Source organism: Flavobacterium adiutor, assembly GCF_048282555.1.
Classification (GTDB): Bacteria; Bacteroidota; Bacteroidia; order Flavobacteriales; family Flavobacteriaceae; genus Flavobacterium.
In genome coordinates, this window is record NZ_CP182487.1 from 1,256,027 (window position 1) to 1,273,422 (window position 17,396).

Below are 17,396 nucleotides of genomic sequence, written 5' to 3' on the forward strand. Positions count from 1 at the left end.
TCAATAATTAAATTCCAGATTCCAATTTTAGAACGTATTGAATTGGGACTTGGAATTTGAAAATTAAAATATTTTATGAGTATTATCTCGTTGATTATAAAAAGAGAATTTATTGCAAAAGTCCGTAATAAGTCTTTTGTTGTTATGACTTTTTTGAGCCCACTTTTATTTGTTGCTATAGCGATTTTTATTGGTTATCTGAGTTCAATGAAGGCAGAAACCAAACGAATTGCGATTCACGATGAAACCAGACTTTTTGCGGCTGATTTTTTAAAAGAAAATAAAAAAGGAGCAGAATTCAGATACCTTAATTTATCTGAAATGGATGTAAAATCTTTAAAAGACAGTATTGCAAAAGAAAATTTCAGCGGATTAATTGTTATTCCTAAAACAAAAAACAACAAGGATTTAGAAACTAAAATTGAATTCATCTCGAATAACAGTCCTAGTATTTCTTTTATTGAAAGCACTCAGGATATTATTGGAAATAAAATTACAAAACTAAATCTTGAACAGGCCAAACTGGATACTTTGGCCATTCAGAAAGCACAGTCAAATGTCAATATTCATTTGATTAAAGCTTCCGGAGAAGAAAGTTTAAAAGGATTAAATGAAATTAAAATTGCTATTGGCGGCGCATTCGGTTATCTGATTATGATGTTTATTATCATCTATGGGAATATGGTAATGCGAAGTGTAATCGAAGAAAAAACTAACCGAATTATCGAAATCATTATTTCATCAGTAAAGCCATTTCAATTGATGATCGGTAAAATTGTAGGTACTTCACTTGCGGGATTGTTACAATTTATAATCTGGGCGATTATTGGTTTAGGATTGATGTTCGCAGCATCGGCATTTTTTGGAGTAAATGTTAGTCCAACCGGAAGAATTTCTCCAGAATTAATACAAGCAGCGCAACATGAACTTTCAGGTTCTATACAAATGTATATGGCTGAATTATGGAATTTACCTATTGCCAGCATTTTAACAGGATTTGTAATTTATTTTATAGGAGGTTATTTTTTATACAGTTCATTTTACGCAGCCATTGGAGCAGCGGTAGATAATCAGACTGATTCACAGCAATTTTTATTGCCCATCATAATGCCATTAATTCTAAGCGTTTATATTGGTTTTTTTACAGTTGTAAATGATCCACACGGAACCGTAGCAGTAATTTTTTCAATGATTCCGCTTACGTCGCCAATTGTAATGTTAATGAGGCTTCCTTTTGGAGTGCCCTGGTGGCAAATTGTAATTTCGGTATCATTATTGTTTGCTACATTTTTCCTTGTGGTGTGGTTCGCTGCCAAAATTTACCGTGTAGGTATTTTAATGTACGGTAAAAAACCAACTTGGAAAGAATTGTATAAATGGCTAAAATATTAATTTTTTAAAGATGTTAAGATAATAAGGTTCTTGGATGCTAAAATTTAGCTATCAGAAAAAAAACTTAGAAACTTAGCAGCTTAAAATATCAGAATCTAAAAAAAATGAGTAAAATACTAATTATAGAAGACGAAGCAGCAATCAGAAGAGTTTTGGTGAAAATTTTATCAGAAGAAAATGATTCGTATCAGGTGGATGAAGCTGAAGATGGTGTTGCCGGACTTGAAAAAATAAAAAACAACGACTACGATTTGGTTTTGTGTGATATCAAAATGCCAAAAATGGACGGTGTTGAGGTGCTGGAAGAAGTAAAAAAAGTAAAGCCAGAAATTCCGATGGTCATGATTTCGGGGCATGGCGATATGGAAACTGCGATTCAAACGATGCGTTTAGGAGCTTTTGATTATATTTCAAAACCGCCGGATTTAAACCGTTTACTGAATACAGTTCGTAATGCTTTAGATAAGAAACAATTAGTAGTTGAAAATAAAATTCTGAAGAAAAAAGTCAGCAAAAACTACGAAATGATTGGGGACAGTGATTCTATTAATCATATTAAAGTAATGATTGATAAAGTGGCTCCAACAGAAGCAAGAGTTTTGATTACTGGGCCAAACGGAACAGGTAAAGAATTAGTAGCGCATCAGTTACACGAAAAAAGCGAGCGCTCTGCTTTTCCTTTAATTGAAGTAAACTGCGCTGCAATTCCGAGTGAATTGATCGAAAGTGAGTTGTTTGGACACGTAAAAGGAGCATTTACATCGGCAGTAAAAGATCGTGCGGGAAAGTTTGAAGCAGCTGATAAAGGAACCATTTTTCTGGATGAAATTGGAGATATGAGTCTTTCGGCTCAAGCCAAAGTTTTGCGTGCATTACAAGAAAGTATGATTACCAGGGTGGGTGCTGATAAAGACATTAAGGTGGATGTTCGTGTGGTTGCTGCAACCAATAAAGACTTGAAAACAGAAATTGCAGAAGGCCGTTTTCGCGAAGATTTATACCATCGTCTGGCAGTAATTTTAATTAAAGTTCCGCCGTTGAATGAAAGACGGGATGATATTCCGGCTTTAATTTCTCATTTTGCAGAAAAAATTGCTTCGGAGCAAGGAAACGCTGTGAAAGTATTTTCGGCTTCTGCCATAAAATTATTGCAGGAATATGACTGGACGGGGAATATTCGTGAACTTCGAAATGTTGTTGAAAGACTGATTATTTTGGGAGGCAATGAAATTTCTGAAACTGACGTGAAAATGTTTGCCAGCAAATAATGATTTAGTTTTTCAAACTGAAACCTAAAATCATCAATCTAAAATTTAGAAATGAAACTAAAAAAAATAAACGAGAAATTACAAGACGCTTTAATTCAAAACGGTTTGACGGAAGCAAATATATTGCAAATTGAAACTTTTTCTACAATTAAAAGTGGTGCCGACTGTCTGATTATTTCCCCTGCCGGAACGGGTAAATCGACAACCATTGTGTTGAATGTAATTCAGCAATTAGCAGGTAAAAATGAAGAGTCTCCTCGCGCTTTAATCGTTGTTGAAGATAAAGAAAAAGTTTTGGCAATGGAAGCCCTTTTCGAGAAATACGGAAAATATAATAATCTTGAAGTTTATGGAGTTCATGACAAAGGCGATATGGATTATGATAAAAACTATGTTTCAACCGGGATTGATGTTTTAATAGGAACTCCAACAAAGCTGAATGATATGTTTAGTACCGCTGGTTACAATGTAAATCGCCTTAAAATGTTTATTCTCGATGATGCTGACCCGATTTTAAAGTTGCGTCACGAACCCAAAATAATGCGGATTTCGAACAGTATCGCTAAAACTCAGCGCCTTATTTTTGCGGAAACTCTGACGGAACGCATTGAAATTTTAGCGGATAAAATGCTGTTGGAACCTTATTTCTTTGATATGGATGAAGAGGGTGAAGAAGAGCTGGACGAAGAAGAGGATCAAATAGAAGAAGAGTAGAGCTTTTACGATATCTATGGAAATGATAAAAACACTTAAATTTTTAATGATTGTACTTTTAGCGTTTTTCATTGTAATTTATTTGATTATTGTTTCTTATATATATTTCAATCAGACAGGAATGATTTTTCAAAATGCAGCCCTTCCTAAAGAGTATCAATTTGAATATCAGAGTCAATTTGAAGAATTAAATATTAAGTCGTTTGACGGTGTAAATCTTCATGGGCTCTTATTTAAAGCAGAGCATTCGAGGGGTTTGGTTTTTTATCTTCACGGAAATGCCGGGACGCTTGAAACCTGGGGCAGTATTTCTAAAATTTATACTTCATTAGGATATGATATTTTTATTTTGGATTACCGAAGTTTTGGAAAGAGCGAAGGAGAAATAGAAAATGAAGGTCAGTTAAATAAAGATGTTGCAATGGTTTATGCAGCAATGAAAGCAAGATATCCAGAAGATAAAATTATCATTACAGGTTATTCCATCGGTTCAGGCCTGGCTACAATTCTGGCTTCAGAAAACAAACCAAAAGTTTTGATTCTCCAGTCTCCTTATTATAGTTTTGTAGAATTATCAAGCATGAAAGTTCCATTTTTTCCAAATTTCATGAAGAAATTTCACTTAGAAACTTTTAGATATTTACCAAAAGTAAAAGCTCCTGTTTATATTTTTCACGGAACAGACGATCAATTAATTCCTTTAGATCATTCTGTTAGGCTAAAGAACCTTTTAAAATCAAAAGCCAATTTTTATCCTTTGAAAAATCAGGGACATATTGGTGTAAATGAAAATGATGATTTTCAAAATCAGCTAAAAATAATTTTACAATAAAGAATAAAACAATAATAAAATAAAATGTCATGGGATTAATGAAAGCGTTTTCAGGTAGTGAAGTATTAGCAATTGCTTTGCAGGAAAGATTGGAAGCAGCAGGTATAGAAACTGTAAAAAAAGATAATATCCAGTCAGCAAGATTAGCTGGTTTTGGGCAAACAGATTTAGCGGTTGAGGTTTTTATTCAGGAAACCGATTTTGCAAAGGCAAATCCTGTTATTGAAGAATTTAGAATGAGTATTTAAATAGTTTTTTAGTCCCTAGTACTTAGTCCTCAGTCACTAAGTGCAAAATAAGACTGGGGACTAAGTACTAGAGACTAAGAAGTAAGAAAAAATGCAATATAAAATGTTAGTGCTCGACATGGATGATACCTTGTTGACAGATGATCATAAAATTTCAGATTTAAACAAAAAAATGCTGCTTAAAGCGCAGGCTAAAGGTGTTTACGTTGTTTTGGCTTCAGGCCGTCCAACATCTGCTATGACGGCTTTTGCTAAAGAATTAGAATTGGATTTGAATGATTCCTATATTATCTCATTTAACGGAGCTGTAATCAGTACTGTAAAGGATGATCTTGTTTTATTTGAACAATGTCTGACGCCGGAACAAATTCATGATTTATACGATTACAGTGTAAAAATGAAAACGCATATTATCACCTATTTGGATGGTGAAATTATAAGTGAAACGGATTCTCAGTATATCGAAATTGAAAAAGACATTACCGGATTACCACATAACAAAGTTTCTAATTTTAAAGCAGCCGTTACAAAACCGGCGGTAAAATGCATTTTACTGGAAGAACCTTCATATTTGAAAGAAGTTGAGAAAGACTTAAAAGCAACAATGCCTCATTTGAGTGTTGCTATGTCAAAACCATTTTTCCTTGAAGCAGCCCAATTCGGAATTGATAAAGCAACAAGTATAAAAATATTGGCAGAGAAATTAAACATCCATCAAAGCGAAATTATTGCTGTTGGAAATGCCGGAAATGATCTCTCCATGATAGAATATGCCGGTTTAGGGGTTTGGGTCGATAACGTAACACCTGAATTAAGAGACAAGGCAAATGTAATTGTAGCATCGAATAATGATGACGGTGTTGCTGAGGTGGTTCAGCGTTATATTTTAACGTGAGTTCGATATAAGGAAGTAAAAAATATTTGGAAAACAGAGATGGTTTTTGTATATTAATGTCTGACAAACAATTAATTACAATTAAAACCATCCCTATGTTATCCAATGCTAAAATTACAGAAATTTACTTTATTATAGACGAATTCTCGAAAGAATTTGATAAAACCATGACTGCTCATAGCTTAAATGAAAAAGATTCTCCAAAGAAAAGAAACCGAAAATTTACGATGACTGATAGTGAAGTTATGACTATTTTAGTGCTTTTCCACGCTATGGGTTACAAAAATTTGAAGCATTTTTATTTGTTTTATATTGGGAAGCATTTGAAAAAAGAATTCCCAAACCTTGTTTCCTATAACAGATTTGTAGAACTTCAAAAAAAAGCTATTGTGCCAATGGCGCTATTTTTGAAAACTTGTTGTTTGGGACAATGTACAGGAATTTCCATTATTGACTCAACCCCTTTACGATCATGCCATATTAGACGAGAAAAACAACACAAAACATTTAAGGATTTAGCAACAAAAGGGCATACTTCAACAGGATGGTTTTTTGGATTTAAGTTGCATTTGATTATAAACGACAAAGGAGAAATTCTTGATTTTATGCTTACTCAAGCCAATGTTGACGATAGAGAACCATTAAAAAGCAACAACTTTCATAAAAGAATATTCGGAAAACTTTTTGGAGATAAGGGATATATTGGAAAAGATTTGTTTGAACAACTTTTTATTGATGGAGTCCATTTGGTCACTAAAATCAAAAAGAATATGAAGAATAGTATAATGCTTTTACAAGACAAAATTATGCTTAGAAAACGATCATTAATCGAAACTGTTTATGATCAATTGAAAAATATTTGCCAAATAGAACATACAAGACATAGGAGTTTTGATAATTTTATAACAAACTTACTATCAGGACTTATAGCCTATTCTTTTTTTCCTAAAAAGCCTTCTATAAATGTCGATTTTGAAAATAACAGACTTGTTGCTTAAATATTCTTATATCGAACTCACGTTATTTTAAATAATTCTGTGTATGAAAATGCCAATTGAAACGGAACGTTTGCTCTTAAGGGAGTTACTTCTTTCTGACGCTGACGGAATGTATGAACTGGATTCGAATCCCAATGTACATGTTTTTCTTGGAAATAAACCTGTTTTAAGTATTGAGGAAAGCATTGATCAGATTAAAAATATTCAAAAGCAATATGAGGATTTTGGAATTGGGCGATGGGCAGTTATTCTAAAAGAAACCAATGAATTTTTAGGCTGGTCCGGAATAAAATTCATTACCACCGAAATTAATAATCATAAAGATTTTTATGAAATCGGCTATCGTTTTATAGAAAAGCATTGGGGAAAAGGATATGCAACAGAGGCAGGTAAAGCTTTTATAGATTATGCCTTTAGCGTAATAAAAGCGGAGGTTGTGTTTGCTTATGCAGACGAAGGAAATGAAAATTCAAGAAGGATTTTGAAAAAACTGGGCTTTACATACGTCAACTCGTTTATATATGAAGGAGAAACAGAAGTTTGGTACGAATTAAAAACCCCAAAAAAAATAATTTTTGGGGTTTAGTTTAGCTGTAAGATTGTATTATAAAACGATATCAATTATTTTTTCGCTACAGAAACAAAATATTTATTTCCGTCACCCATAGTTAATTTTACGCGCTCATCGCAAAGGTCGATTGCGAAATTGTCGCTTTCGTAACAGCTGCAGGTTGTGTTTTTGTCTTTAGACATTTCAGTTTTGCAGTTGTTATTTTTAAAAGTTGCTAATTGTGGGGTATATAAACTTACCAAATCAGTAGAAGCAGTAACAAGCGAAATAATACTAGCAGAATTGGTATTTGTAATTCTGTAAACGATTCTGTCAGTATAATTAACTTCATTAACAACTACTTTTCTAATATAAGTATAAGCAGTAGATCCTTCTCCTGGCTCTTTAACTTCAAATTTAAATCCTACAGCACGTATGGCTATGTCAAATTTCTGTTGTGAGTTAAAACTGGCCCATGTAGTAAGTGTGCTGATTGTTGGAAACGGATTTGAGTTTGCAGCAGGAGCGTTTGTTTGTGCCCGTGCACTAAAAAAAGTTAAGAACATTAAGCAGATTGTGGGCAAAAATGCTTTCATAAGGTTTTATAAGTTTAAAAATTTGCCTACTCTAAAATGGTTTTCGGCTTTCCCATTGTCTGTTTTTAAAAATTTTAAAACGTCATAAATCGAATAATCTTATGTTCAGATTTAATTTTTTTTATCAGATTTCGCTTTGTGAAGTTAGGTTTAATATTTATTTCAGCAAAGAAAAATTTAAGAAAAAAATAAATTTAGAGCTGATTTTTTGTATTTAGTCGGATTTATTTGCTTTTTGTCGATTTTTTCTTTCAATTTTGAATTTACAGCTTTAAACTTTTCTTCCTAAAAGATAACATCAATTTGAAGTATGACAAAATTTATTTATCTGTTATTTGGGTAAAATGAATCTGTGTCTTATTCAATATGTTGATTTATAATTTATTATTGATTTTCTTTTAAAGAAATTTGTGTGTAAATTTGCAAACTCTTCAATTGAGGATGTAAATATAATAATCTTGCTACTTAAAACGTAGTGTATTCCTATGGAAAATAGAAAAAAAGTTGCTTTTTATACTCTTGGATGTAAACTGAATTTTTCAGAAACATCTACAATTGCCAGAAATTTTAATGATGAAGGCTTTGACAGGGTAGATTTTGAGGAAGTTGCGGATATATATGTTATTAATACGTGCTCTGTAACTGAAAATGCTGATAAACAATTCAAACAGGTGGTAAAAAAAGCAATGAAACTTAATGAGAAGGCTTTTGTTGCCGCTGTAGGTTGCTACGCGCAATTAAAACCTGAAGAATTAGCAGCAGTAGATGGTGTTGATTTGGTTTTGGGAGCTACTGAAAAATTTAAAATTACCGATTATATCCACGATTTAAGTAAAAACGACATGGGAGAGGTTCATTCATGCGAGATTGCTGAAGCCGATTTTTATGTTGGAAGTTATTCTATTGGAGATCGTACCCGTGCTTTTTTAAAGGTTCAGGATGGTTGTGATTACAAATGTACCTATTGTACGATTCCGTTAGCCCGCGGAATTTCAAGAAGTGATGCTTTAGAGAATGTATTACAGAATGCAAAAGAAATCTCTGCTCAGGACATTAAAGAAATTGTTCTGACGGGAGTAAATATTGGCGATTACGGAAAAGGCGAATTTGGAAATAAAAAACACGAACACACTTTCTTAGATTTAGTTCAGGCTTTAGATAAAGTGGAAGGAATTGAGCGTTTGCGAATTTCATCGATTGAGCCTAATTTGTTAAAAAACGAAACCATTGAGTTCGTGTCTAAAAGCCGCACTTTTGTACCGCATTTTCATATTCCGCTGCAATCGGGGAGTAATGATATTTTAAAATTAATGAAGCGCCGTTATCAGCGTGAAGTATATACAGATCGTGTAAACAAAATCCGTCAAGTAATGCCAGATGCGTGTATTGGTGTTGATGTAATTGTAGGTTTTCCGGGAGAAACAGATGAGCATTTCTTAGAAACATATCATTTTCTTAATGAGATGGATATATCCTATTTACACGTATTTACTTATTCTGAAAGAGATAATACTGAAGCAGCAGGCATGCCGGGTGTTGTCCCTGCTAACGTAAGGGCAAAACGAAGTAAAATGCTCCGTGGATTGTCAGTTAAAAAAAGACGCGCTTTTTACGAAAGCCAGTTAGGATCTAAAAGAACGGTTTTATTCGAAAGCGAAAACAAAGAAGGCTATATTCATGGCTTTACAGAAAATTATGTAAAAGTAAAAACACCTTGGAATCCTGAATTGGTTAATACTTTACAGGAAATCAGTCTGACTAAAATTGATGAAGATGGAAGTGTTCGTCTGGAGTTTTTAAACAAATTGGCAGAAGCTTAATTCACAATATTGTTATTTCACTAACGGAAATGATAAAAACATAAGTAAGTCCTTTTTAATGAAGGACTTTCTTGTGTTTGATAAAAATGCTATTTCTTGTTTTCTTCTGAAACTAGCTTCAGTGAATTAATATAATCCGTATCAAATTCGATTACTCTTATTTTTTCAGGATTAAAACTCAGTTCGCCTCCAAAAGAACCTCTAATGTCCAGGAAATCAATAGTCAGTATTTCTTCATTGACTTCAATGAGCTTGCCTAAATAAACTGATTTTGGGGACTTTTTTACAATCTGAAAAATACCATATTTATTATTGATGTAGTGTAGGATAGTACTCAGATCTTTCATCGGAATAATGTCTTCGGCATTTGTTTTTAATCCTTTCAGACGAATTACTTTTTCATTGAAAGCCAGTTCTTCATCTCTTTCGATTGCCTCAATATTTTTGTTTTTTAAAATCACAAAACCATCAAGTATAAAGTCGATAGGATTGTTTTTAAGTAAAATCCAGTCATCTGAATAATCAATCAAAAAACCGGTAAAGATTTCTTTTTTATCTGTAAATGCAATTGAAACCAATTGTCTTAAATATTGTTCCATCTTATTTTTTTAATTTTCAATTTTTTAAAATTCCAAATTCCAATTCAGAAACTTTATAAACTTAATCTAATTTTGAGTTTGGAATTTGGGGTTTAAAATTTGAAGTTTACGCTTTGCGTGTTAAGGATTAGTAGACCAAATACTGCTGTTTTTTATAAACACTCTGCGGTTTAATTTCAGTTGAGCGATTATTAATTCAGCGATATCTTCAGACTGCATTACTTTTTCAGGATTGCCATCAGTAAGGTTTAAATCTTTTGCCATATCAGTTGCAACCGTACTTGGTGTTAAGGCAGTAACACGAATGTTGTGTTTTCTAAGTTCCTGCATCAAAGAATCAGTTAATCCCAAAACGGCAAATTTAGAAGCACTGTAAGCACTTGTCAATGCGTTTCCGTTTAATCCCGCAGTTGATGAAATATTAATGATATCACCGGTTTGTCTTTCAATCATATTAGGCAAAACAGCACGCGTGGTATAGTAAGTTCCCATTAGGTTTACCTGAATAATTTTTTCCCATTCGGCAGGTTCTAGTTCCAGGAATTTTCCAAAAGAAGCGATTCCGGCATTGTTGATTAAAATGTCAATGGTTTTAAATTCAGCCAAAGCTTTTTCTACTGCTGAATTGACAGAGTTTATATCTGCAACATCTGCTGTTAGTGCCAATGACTTAACTCCGAAGTTTTCAATTTTTATGGCTAATTGTTCAATATCCAATTGAGTTCTGGACACTAAAATTACGTTTACACCTTCTTTTGCAAGAGCAATTGCAATCGCTTTTCCAATTCCTTTACCAGCTCCTGTAATGAGCGCATTTTTATTTTTTAAGTTTGTCATGAGTGTCGTTTTTAGAAATGCAGAAAGCATCTGTTTAGTACTACAAAAATACGGTTTTTGCTTACCAAAAAGATGCTTTTTTATTTTCTTAATCTAAGTTTAACAGCTTTTGTTTATTCTTTCAAAACCATATCAATACACATTACGGCTGCCAGAATTAATTGTCTAAGCGGCGAATCTGCTGCTACTGTTTCTTCAATTTGCAAAATATAATTATCTGCACTGGTAAAAAACTCTTTACCCATTCCGGCCCATTTTTTACTCACCTGAGCAAGCTGTTTGTTTTCGTGAGAGAATTTAAAGTCCCAGCCTGTCCATTTTCCCTGAAGAGTTGCGACAGGTTTTTCATTTTTGTCTAATATTTCGAATTTTCCTCCAATAGAAAAGAATTTCTGTTTAAAAGTTCCAACTAGTCTGTCTTTCTCATCAAATATTTCAACAGTAGAACGAAAAAATGCAATGCCACGTTTTACAGAAATCAATTTTTCACCAGCAGCGGTCGTAATTTCAACATTAAAAGGTGTCATTCTTTTGTAATCAGTGAAACGTAACATTTTGGTGAAAAAGCCCAGATTGTTCTCGCGGCAATTCATAATAATCTGATTGGTTTCAGGATCATAAATATCATAATTGTTTGAGGCTTTAAACATTCCGATATGTTCTTTTACAAGAAATAAATTTTGATTTAAAATTGGGTTCATAAAATTTTGTTTGAATATAGTTTATGTGTTTAATTATTCTAATAGAAATTTTGCCTGAACTGAACTTGAAATCTTTATTTTTTCAAACTCAATATTACTTTCATAATTCGGATTTCTATTCCCATATGGTTTTGAAGAGTATCCTCTTACTACGACTTCATTTAATTGTCCGGTAACTTGATTTGGCATAATTTCAAAGGTACTTATTTGAATGGCATTTCCAACTTTTTGGTTTAAAGGTTTTGCAAAACTTTCAGCAGTCTGTTTTGCATTTAATATTGCCTTCCCGTTTATTAAAAGTTTAATCTTCTCTTCTTCTGTATTTTCTACTTTTTCAATTCGGACGTTTGAAATTCCAATTTCTTCCAGGCTTATAAAAACTTTTGCGGTTGTATTAGCATCAGTAACTAAAACAGAATATGATTTTGATTTAAAAATATCAGTTTGCTTCAGAGCATAATTCTTAAAATTACTAGACATATAATTAAGGCTAAGTTTTTTTTCAGTATTGATACCAATTGATTCTAATTTCAGAATCATTTCTTTTTCCATGTCTTCGACAGACTTTTTGCCTTTAAAATCTTTTTCCATTAAAAGCACGTTTACCCATATTTTATTTGGAATGACTAATGTGTCTGCCTTACCTGAAGCTTCAATAAAAGGTTTCTCGATTGAAGTTTTGGTTTGAGAAAATGAATTGATTGAAAAAAGTAGGGAAAGTGTTAGAAGTATTTTCATAAGATGGAATTTAAATGATTAATGTTTTTGTTATAACTGATTTGCACTTTATTACTAATCCTCTTTAGTGATAACAACAACAACCCCGTTAATAGCCTGATTTCCGTAAGTTGAAATCGCATCATTACCTTTTAGTACTTTTATTTCTTCGATATCATTCGGGTTTAGTTTAGAAAATTGTTTGGCGTTTATAATGTCACCATCTAAAATATACAAAGGCTCTTTTAAAAGAGATAGGGAAGGAGCGCAAATTCTAATCAGTGAAGCCGGAACTGTTGGCTGAACAAAATTTGAAGAAACTGTTACATTCGAAATTGTATCCTTTGGTTTGGTAAAAGTTGTAGGTGTGATTTCTATTTTGGCACTGTTCTTTTCCTGTTTTCCGTGATATGTTTTATCCTGTGCTTTTGATACCAAAGAGATAAGCATAGAAAGGGCTAATGAAATAAGTTTTACGTTTTTCATGCGAGTAAATTTTAAATTGAGGAAGTTTTTTTAGCTATTTCTTCAGAGCCGGTTTTCCAGTTTTAGTTGTGATGATAACAACTCCTTTTCTTCCTTTTTCACCATATTTTTCTGTAGCTCCCAGATCCTGAAGGATGGTAATGGTTTTAATTTCCTGTTTATTTAAAGGTGCGTAAGGACTTGTAGGGTTTGTACCAAATAAATCATTTTCCGAATAATAGGTTCCGTCAATAATGTATAATGGTTCATCCAGAATAACTAGAGATTCTACATTTTCCGGCTTTAAATTAGGAAGTTCATCCTGCATCATTTTATCTCTTTTGGCATCATTACTGTGAGAAATTGCATTTCCGTTCAGTACAACTAAAGGAGCTGATTTTTTAGCCTTTTGCTCTTGTTTATCTGCAAAAGCAACTCTTGAAGATTCTCTTTCTTTTATTTTTAAATAGCCAAAACTTTGATCTGCTTTGTCTGTTTCTGTAAAATTTTCATCCTTTGAGTCTTCTGTTTCTGCCTGTATTGGTGCCGGCATAGAAACTGCATTAGGCGCAGTTACAATAACATCGCTTAAACCATTTGCTTCGCTGCTCACTACATCCTGTTGTTTCTTAATTGGATTTTCTAAAATACGTTTGGCTTCTTCTTCTGAAATTATTTTAGGATCATTTTTGACAACATCATGATCTTTTATTTGGTTTTGATTGCTCTCTTTTTGAGTTTTATTTACAACAATTTCGTCTGTTTGAATCGCCGTATTTTTATCTGACTTTAAAAATTGAAATCCAAGAGATAGTAATAGCAGAAATGAAGCTGCGATTGCAATTTTTTTCCATAAGGCAATGGTTTTTTTGTCTTCTTTTTTGTCCAGTTTATCCTCAATACGCGACCAGATTTTTTCCATTCCCGGAAAATCTTTCTTTTCTGAGTTGTATGCGGCTTCTTTGAATTTATCGAATATTTTATCGTGATTGTCCATGACTACTTTGCTTTTTGGTAATACAATTTATTCACCAGTTCTTTCAGTTTGGTTTTGGCGGCATTCAATTGTGATTTTGATGTGCCTTCAGAGATTTTTAGCATTTCAGCTATTTCCTTATGTCCGAAACCTTCAATGACAAAAAGATTGAAAACTGTTTTACAGCCTTCGGGAATATGGTTTAATAAATTGAGTAAATCTTCTTCTTCTAATGCGTTGATCTCATCTGTAAATGGCTGTGAAAGCACTTTTACATCATTAAGATACATATTGAAATTGGTGCTCTTTTTAATAGTGGCCAAACAGTGATTTACGGCAATTTTTCGTGCCCAGGCCTCAAAGGCTTTTTCTTCTTTGAGCTGGTCGAGTTTTGTAAAGATGGTGTAGAAAGCATCGGCAAGAGCTTCTTCTATTTCTTCTTCCTTTTTGAGGTATCGTTTGCAAACGCGATATAATTTTGGCCCCATGTGCTCATAAACCTGACGTTGGGCATCACGGTTCATTTTTTTGCAGTTAGAAATTAGCGTTTCGTTTATCACAATTTTGGTCTTTAATTATAAAGAGAGCGAAAAAGGGAAAAAGGTTGGGACGAAGATGAAAAAAAGTTTTATTTTTTTATTGGTTATTCGTAGAGACCTACGGTACTGCGTCTAAAATGCATTTTCTTGTGAATCTCTGTGAAATCTTTTGTGAATCTTTGGGGAAAAGCTCTTTCGCAGAGATTCATAAAAGCTGTACGAAGATTCGAAAAGTGAATTATTTACTGTAAACTTAATTTTTATGATTTACATTGTTGTACCAGTTTTCTATTTTTTGAATTTCTTTTAAATTTGTTTTAGGACTGCAATTTAAGCCTAAGTTTATTCTGTTTCCTGAAATATAAGAATTTAAAAAAATAATTGCAAAGCCACCAACCTCAGATTTTTCATTTAAAATATGTGATGAAAATACATTCATATAGTTGCAACATTTCTGTTTTGATCGCATAATTGAAATCAAATATCCGACATCTTTTGGCTTAACCCAGTTATTAGGGAATTCTCCAGCCATAGTTATATTATTGAGTGTTTTATTCTTATTATATTGCTTAGTAAAAAGCGTAATAAATGATTGTGGGGTAAAATCTTTAGGATATAAAAATTTATGCTGCCCTATTTTATCGTTTTTAAAGTTATACAATGCGCTTCCATTTAATGAAGACATTAGAAATATTAAAAAAGAAAATACTATTTTTTTCATAATTTACTTAACCGGCAATGTCAACTTATAAATCTTAGTTTCTAAAAGTTCAGTATCGTTATCCTCACAAAGCAAAAACTCGATTTTATTATTATCTTTTTTGTAAAGTGTCAAACCTTCAAATTTATGGGTTGAAGTGATTTTTTGGGTAAAATCGATTTTCATGGTTTTAAGATCGATTCTTCCTATGAAGCTTCCCAGAACTTCGCCGTCATCGTAAGTTGATTGGGTGTCTTCGGCGGTAGAAAGGAAATAGATTTTGTCTTCGACCACAACGGCATCGGTAAAACTCGAGCGGACACCTTTTATTTTTGGCAATTTGTAATTGACAGCAATCAGGGCAAATTCTTCTCCAAGATTTTTGGCGTGGATGGTAAAAATGGTGTTTTTGTTTGAAATTCCGTTGCCACGATTGAATAAATACCAGTTTTCGCCATCAAAAATAGCACCTTCAAGATTGAAATCTTCCGATTTTATATCACCGAAATTTTGCATCAACGCATATAAATCAACGAGGTTGTTTTTTTGTAAAACGGTTTTTGATTTGAGATCGAATGCAATCATTTTATTTCGGTTTTCGGTAGAACCGGAACCAAAAACATAAAGCGTATCGTTATGATGCGTGATCGATTCAAAATCGGGTTTTATATTTTTTGCAATATTTTGCGTTGGATTGTCAATTAAAGCATGCTGACTTAATTGCTGATTCTGCATGTTGTATTCGTATAAGGATCCGCTGCTGTCGCCAATGATATAAAGTGAATCATTATTTAAAAATAATCCTGAGGCAGAACCGATTCCGATGATTTGAAATAGTATTTCTAATGTGAATTTTTCCATGAGATGTTGTTTTGAAAACCAATGCCTAGCCCTGATAGAAGTGAAAATCCTTTTGCTCCGCTTCTTTAGCGGGGTAAAAGATTGTAACGTATAGCAGGAATATGCTTCGTAAAAGTAGTATATTTATGATATAAAAAAAATTGAAAATATGCAATCAATAGATCCAAAAGATTTTAAAGTTACAGATAAAATAAAGCTAGCAAAGATTCCGACTTTGTTAGATATTCAAGCTGATGATGACGAGAAGGAAGAGAAACTGGATAAAGTACAGGCAAAACTCAGCGATCTGCAGGATGTGATGTATTCGCACAACAGATATGGTGTTTTAATCTGTCTGCAGGGAATGGATACGTCGGGAAAAGACAGTCTGATTCGGGAAGTTTTTAAGGAATTTAATCCGCGTGGAGTGGTCGTGCATAGTTTTAAAACGCCGAATTCGAGTGAGTTGGAACATGATTATTTATGGCGACATTATATTGCTTTGCCAGAGAAAGGAAAGTTTGCGATTTTTAACCGTACACATTATGAGAACGTTTTAGTGACGCGTGTGCATCCTGAATATGTTCTGTCAGAGAACTTACCAGGAATTAATTCGGTTGAGGATATTACGCCTAAATTCTGGAAAAAGAGAATTAAGCAAATCAATAATTTTGAAAAACATATTACTGAAAACGGAACGATTGTGATGAAGTTTTTTCTGCATTTGAGCAAAGAGGAGCAGAGAGAACGTTTGTTGCGCCGTTTGGAAGAGGAGGAGCATCATTGGAAATTTTCGCCAGGAGATTTAAAAGAAAGAGAACACTGGAAAGAATACCAAAAATATTATGAAGAGACGATTAATAAAACTTCGACAGATTATGCACCCTGGTATATCATTCCTGCAGATGACAAGGATATGGCTCGTTATATTGTAGCTAAAATTATCTGGGAAGAAATGCAGAAATATACCGATATTAAAGAACCGGAGCTTGACGATGAAGTTAAAGCTAATATTGAAATGTATAAAAAACAACTGGGAGAAAAGTAAAGATTACTCACTATTATTAGAATTGAATAGGAGTAAAAAAAATAAACCCGACGGACTGAGAAAGTCTGTCGGGTTTTACAAAAAAATAAAAATAACTTGAACTTAGTTTTTATAATTCAAAACCATAAGCTACACGAAGTCCAATTTGATTGGTTTTGAATTTGTTATAATCTTCATATCTTAAACTAATATCAATATGTTTTCCAGCGTATCCAATACTTGGAGCCCATAAAAGAGAAGTTTCATTATATCCGTTTGTTACAGCAAAACCGGCACCGATTTCTCCCATAGCGTAGAACTGATCTTCCCAGAAGAAAGCTTTGAAACCAGCTTTTGCAGGAATAAATCCTAAATCCGGAACATCGTCACCCACAAATAGATTAGTAAAACCAGTTGTAAGTGTTAATGAAGTCTTTTTAGATAAATCGTATTGAAGTCTCACATCACCCCCAAGAGCCCAGTCGTAGTCATCACCATCTGTCGGAATTCCAGCGCTCACACCAAATCCTAATTTGAATTTTTGATCATAGTTTTCAATTTCTGTTGATTGAGCAGATGCTGTTATAGTGTAAAACATTGCAATGGCTGCAACAAATAAAATTCGGACGTTTTGTAAATTTTTCATGCTTGTATTTTTTTTTAATTACTATGATGTAAAATT

General features: G+C 33.1%; 21 protein-coding genes. 10 read left to right on the forward strand and 11 right to left on the reverse strand.

The genetic code is table 11. The annotated features are described in order from the left end of the window. The first annotated feature begins 75 nt into the window (after positions 1–75). From ACNC7R_RS05570 to ACNC7R_RS05605, 8 genes are all read left to right on the forward strand, one after another. Complete coding sequence (locus tag ACNC7R_RS05570; protein ID WP_417939960.1) at positions 76–1,392, forward strand: ABC transporter permease; 1,317 nt, start codon at positions 76–78, stop codon at positions 1,390–1,392. A gap of 104 nt (positions 1,393–1,496) precedes the next feature. Beyond that, positions 1,497–2,660 (forward strand): sigma-54-dependent transcriptional regulator, encoded by a 1,164-nt coding sequence (locus tag ACNC7R_RS05575; RefSeq protein WP_417939961.1) that lies wholly within the window; start codon positions 1,497–1,499, stop codon positions 2,658–2,660. 51 nt (positions 2,661–2,711) lie between these two features. Beyond that, entirely contained in the window at positions 2,712–3,374 is a 663-nt protein-coding gene (locus ACNC7R_RS05580; RefSeq protein ID WP_417939962.1) for a DEAD/DEAH box helicase, read from the forward strand. A gap of 46 nt (positions 3,375–3,420) precedes the next feature. Beyond that, a complete protein-coding gene (locus tag ACNC7R_RS05585) occupies positions 3,421–4,206 on the forward strand; it encodes an alpha/beta hydrolase (RefSeq protein WP_417939963.1) in 786 nt (261 codons plus the stop codon). 29 nt (positions 4,207–4,235) lie between these two features. Then, positions 4,236–4,454 carry a putative signal transducing protein gene (locus ACNC7R_RS05590; protein WP_417939964.1) on the forward strand — a complete coding sequence of 73 codons (219 nt, stop codon included), beginning with the start codon at positions 4,236–4,238 and terminating at the stop codon, positions 4,452–4,454. A 91-nt stretch (positions 4,455–4,545) separates the two neighbouring features. Next, positions 4,546–5,349, forward strand: a complete 804-nt coding sequence (locus ACNC7R_RS05595; protein WP_417939965.1) for a Cof-type HAD-IIB family hydrolase — start codon at positions 4,546–4,548, stop codon at positions 5,347–5,349. A gap of 95 nt (positions 5,350–5,444) precedes the next feature. Then, entirely contained in the window at positions 5,445–6,347 is a 903-nt protein-coding gene (locus tag ACNC7R_RS05600; protein ID WP_417943122.1) for an IS982 family transposase, read from the forward strand. 43 nt (positions 6,348–6,390) lie between these two features. Then, positions 6,391–6,933 (forward strand): GNAT family N-acetyltransferase, encoded by a 543-nt coding sequence (locus ACNC7R_RS05605; protein WP_417939966.1) that lies wholly within the window; start codon positions 6,391–6,393, stop codon positions 6,931–6,933. Positions 6,934–6,968: 35 nt separating this feature from the next. Here the strand turns inward: ACNC7R_RS05605 and ACNC7R_RS05610 are convergent, their stop codons facing one another. Next, a complete protein-coding gene (locus tag ACNC7R_RS05610) occupies positions 6,969–7,493 on the reverse strand; it encodes a hypothetical protein (protein ID WP_417939967.1) in 525 nt (174 codons plus the stop codon). Positions 7,494–7,978: 485 nt separating this feature from the next. On the opposite strand from ACNC7R_RS05610, the gene mtaB reads away from it, so the two are divergent. After that, a complete protein-coding gene (gene mtaB / locus ACNC7R_RS05615) occupies positions 7,979–9,313 on the forward strand; it encodes a tRNA (N(6)-L-threonylcarbamoyladenosine(37)-C(2))-methylthiotransferase MtaB (protein WP_417939968.1) in 1,335 nt (444 codons plus the stop codon). Positions 9,314–9,402: 89 nt separating this feature from the next. On the opposite strand, the gene ACNC7R_RS05620 is transcribed toward mtaB, so the two are convergent. From ACNC7R_RS05620 to ACNC7R_RS05660, 9 genes are all read right to left on the reverse strand, one after another. Beyond that, positions 9,403–9,912, reverse strand: coding sequence for a hypothetical protein (locus tag ACNC7R_RS05620; RefSeq protein ID WP_417939969.1), 510 nt, complete (start codon positions 9,910–9,912; stop codon positions 9,403–9,405). Positions 9,913–10,032: 120 nt separating this feature from the next. Further along, complete coding sequence (locus ACNC7R_RS05625; RefSeq protein WP_417939970.1) at positions 10,033–10,749, reverse strand: 3-ketoacyl-ACP reductase; 717 nt, start codon at positions 10,747–10,749, stop codon at positions 10,033–10,035. 113 nt (positions 10,750–10,862) lie between these two features. Continuing rightward, on the reverse strand, positions 10,863–11,450 hold the full coding sequence (locus ACNC7R_RS05630; protein WP_417939971.1) for an LURP-one-related/scramblase family protein: 588 nt from the start codon (positions 11,448–11,450) through the stop codon (positions 10,863–10,865). Between the two features lie 33 nt (positions 11,451–11,483). Continuing rightward, entirely contained in the window at positions 11,484–12,188 is a 705-nt protein-coding gene (locus tag ACNC7R_RS05635; RefSeq protein WP_417939972.1) for an SIMPL domain-containing protein, read from the reverse strand. 54 nt (positions 12,189–12,242) lie between these two features. Then, positions 12,243–12,653, reverse strand: a complete 411-nt coding sequence (locus ACNC7R_RS05640) for a TonB-dependent receptor (RefSeq protein ID WP_417939973.1) — start codon at positions 12,651–12,653, stop codon at positions 12,243–12,245. A 34-nt stretch (positions 12,654–12,687) separates the two neighbouring features. Then, positions 12,688–13,629, reverse strand: coding sequence for a hypothetical protein (locus tag ACNC7R_RS05645; RefSeq protein WP_417939974.1), 942 nt, complete (start codon positions 13,627–13,629; stop codon positions 12,688–12,690). A 2-nt stretch (positions 13,630–13,631) separates the two neighbouring features. Continuing rightward, positions 13,632–14,132, reverse strand: a complete 501-nt coding sequence (locus tag ACNC7R_RS05650) for an RNA polymerase sigma factor (protein ID WP_417939975.1) — start codon at positions 14,130–14,132, stop codon at positions 13,632–13,634. Between the two features lie 268 nt (positions 14,133–14,400). Beyond that, positions 14,401–14,868, reverse strand: coding sequence for a hypothetical protein (locus ACNC7R_RS05655; protein ID WP_417939976.1), 468 nt, complete (start codon positions 14,866–14,868; stop codon positions 14,401–14,403). A 3-nt stretch (positions 14,869–14,871) separates the two neighbouring features. Then, positions 14,872–15,708, reverse strand: a complete 837-nt coding sequence (locus tag ACNC7R_RS05660; RefSeq protein WP_417939977.1) for a DUF6929 family protein — start codon at positions 15,706–15,708, stop codon at positions 14,872–14,874. A gap of 148 nt (positions 15,709–15,856) precedes the next feature. On the opposite strand from ACNC7R_RS05660, the gene ACNC7R_RS05665 reads away from it, so the two are divergent. Then, on the forward strand, positions 15,857–16,735 hold the full coding sequence (locus ACNC7R_RS05665; RefSeq protein ID WP_417939978.1) for a PPK2 family polyphosphate kinase: 879 nt from the start codon (positions 15,857–15,859) through the stop codon (positions 16,733–16,735). 109 nt (positions 16,736–16,844) lie between these two features. Here the strand turns inward: ACNC7R_RS05665 and ACNC7R_RS05670 are convergent, their stop codons facing one another. Further along, entirely contained in the window at positions 16,845–17,360 is a 516-nt protein-coding gene (locus tag ACNC7R_RS05670) for a hypothetical protein (protein ID WP_417939979.1), read from the reverse strand. Positions 17,361–17,396 lie beyond the last annotated feature (36 nt).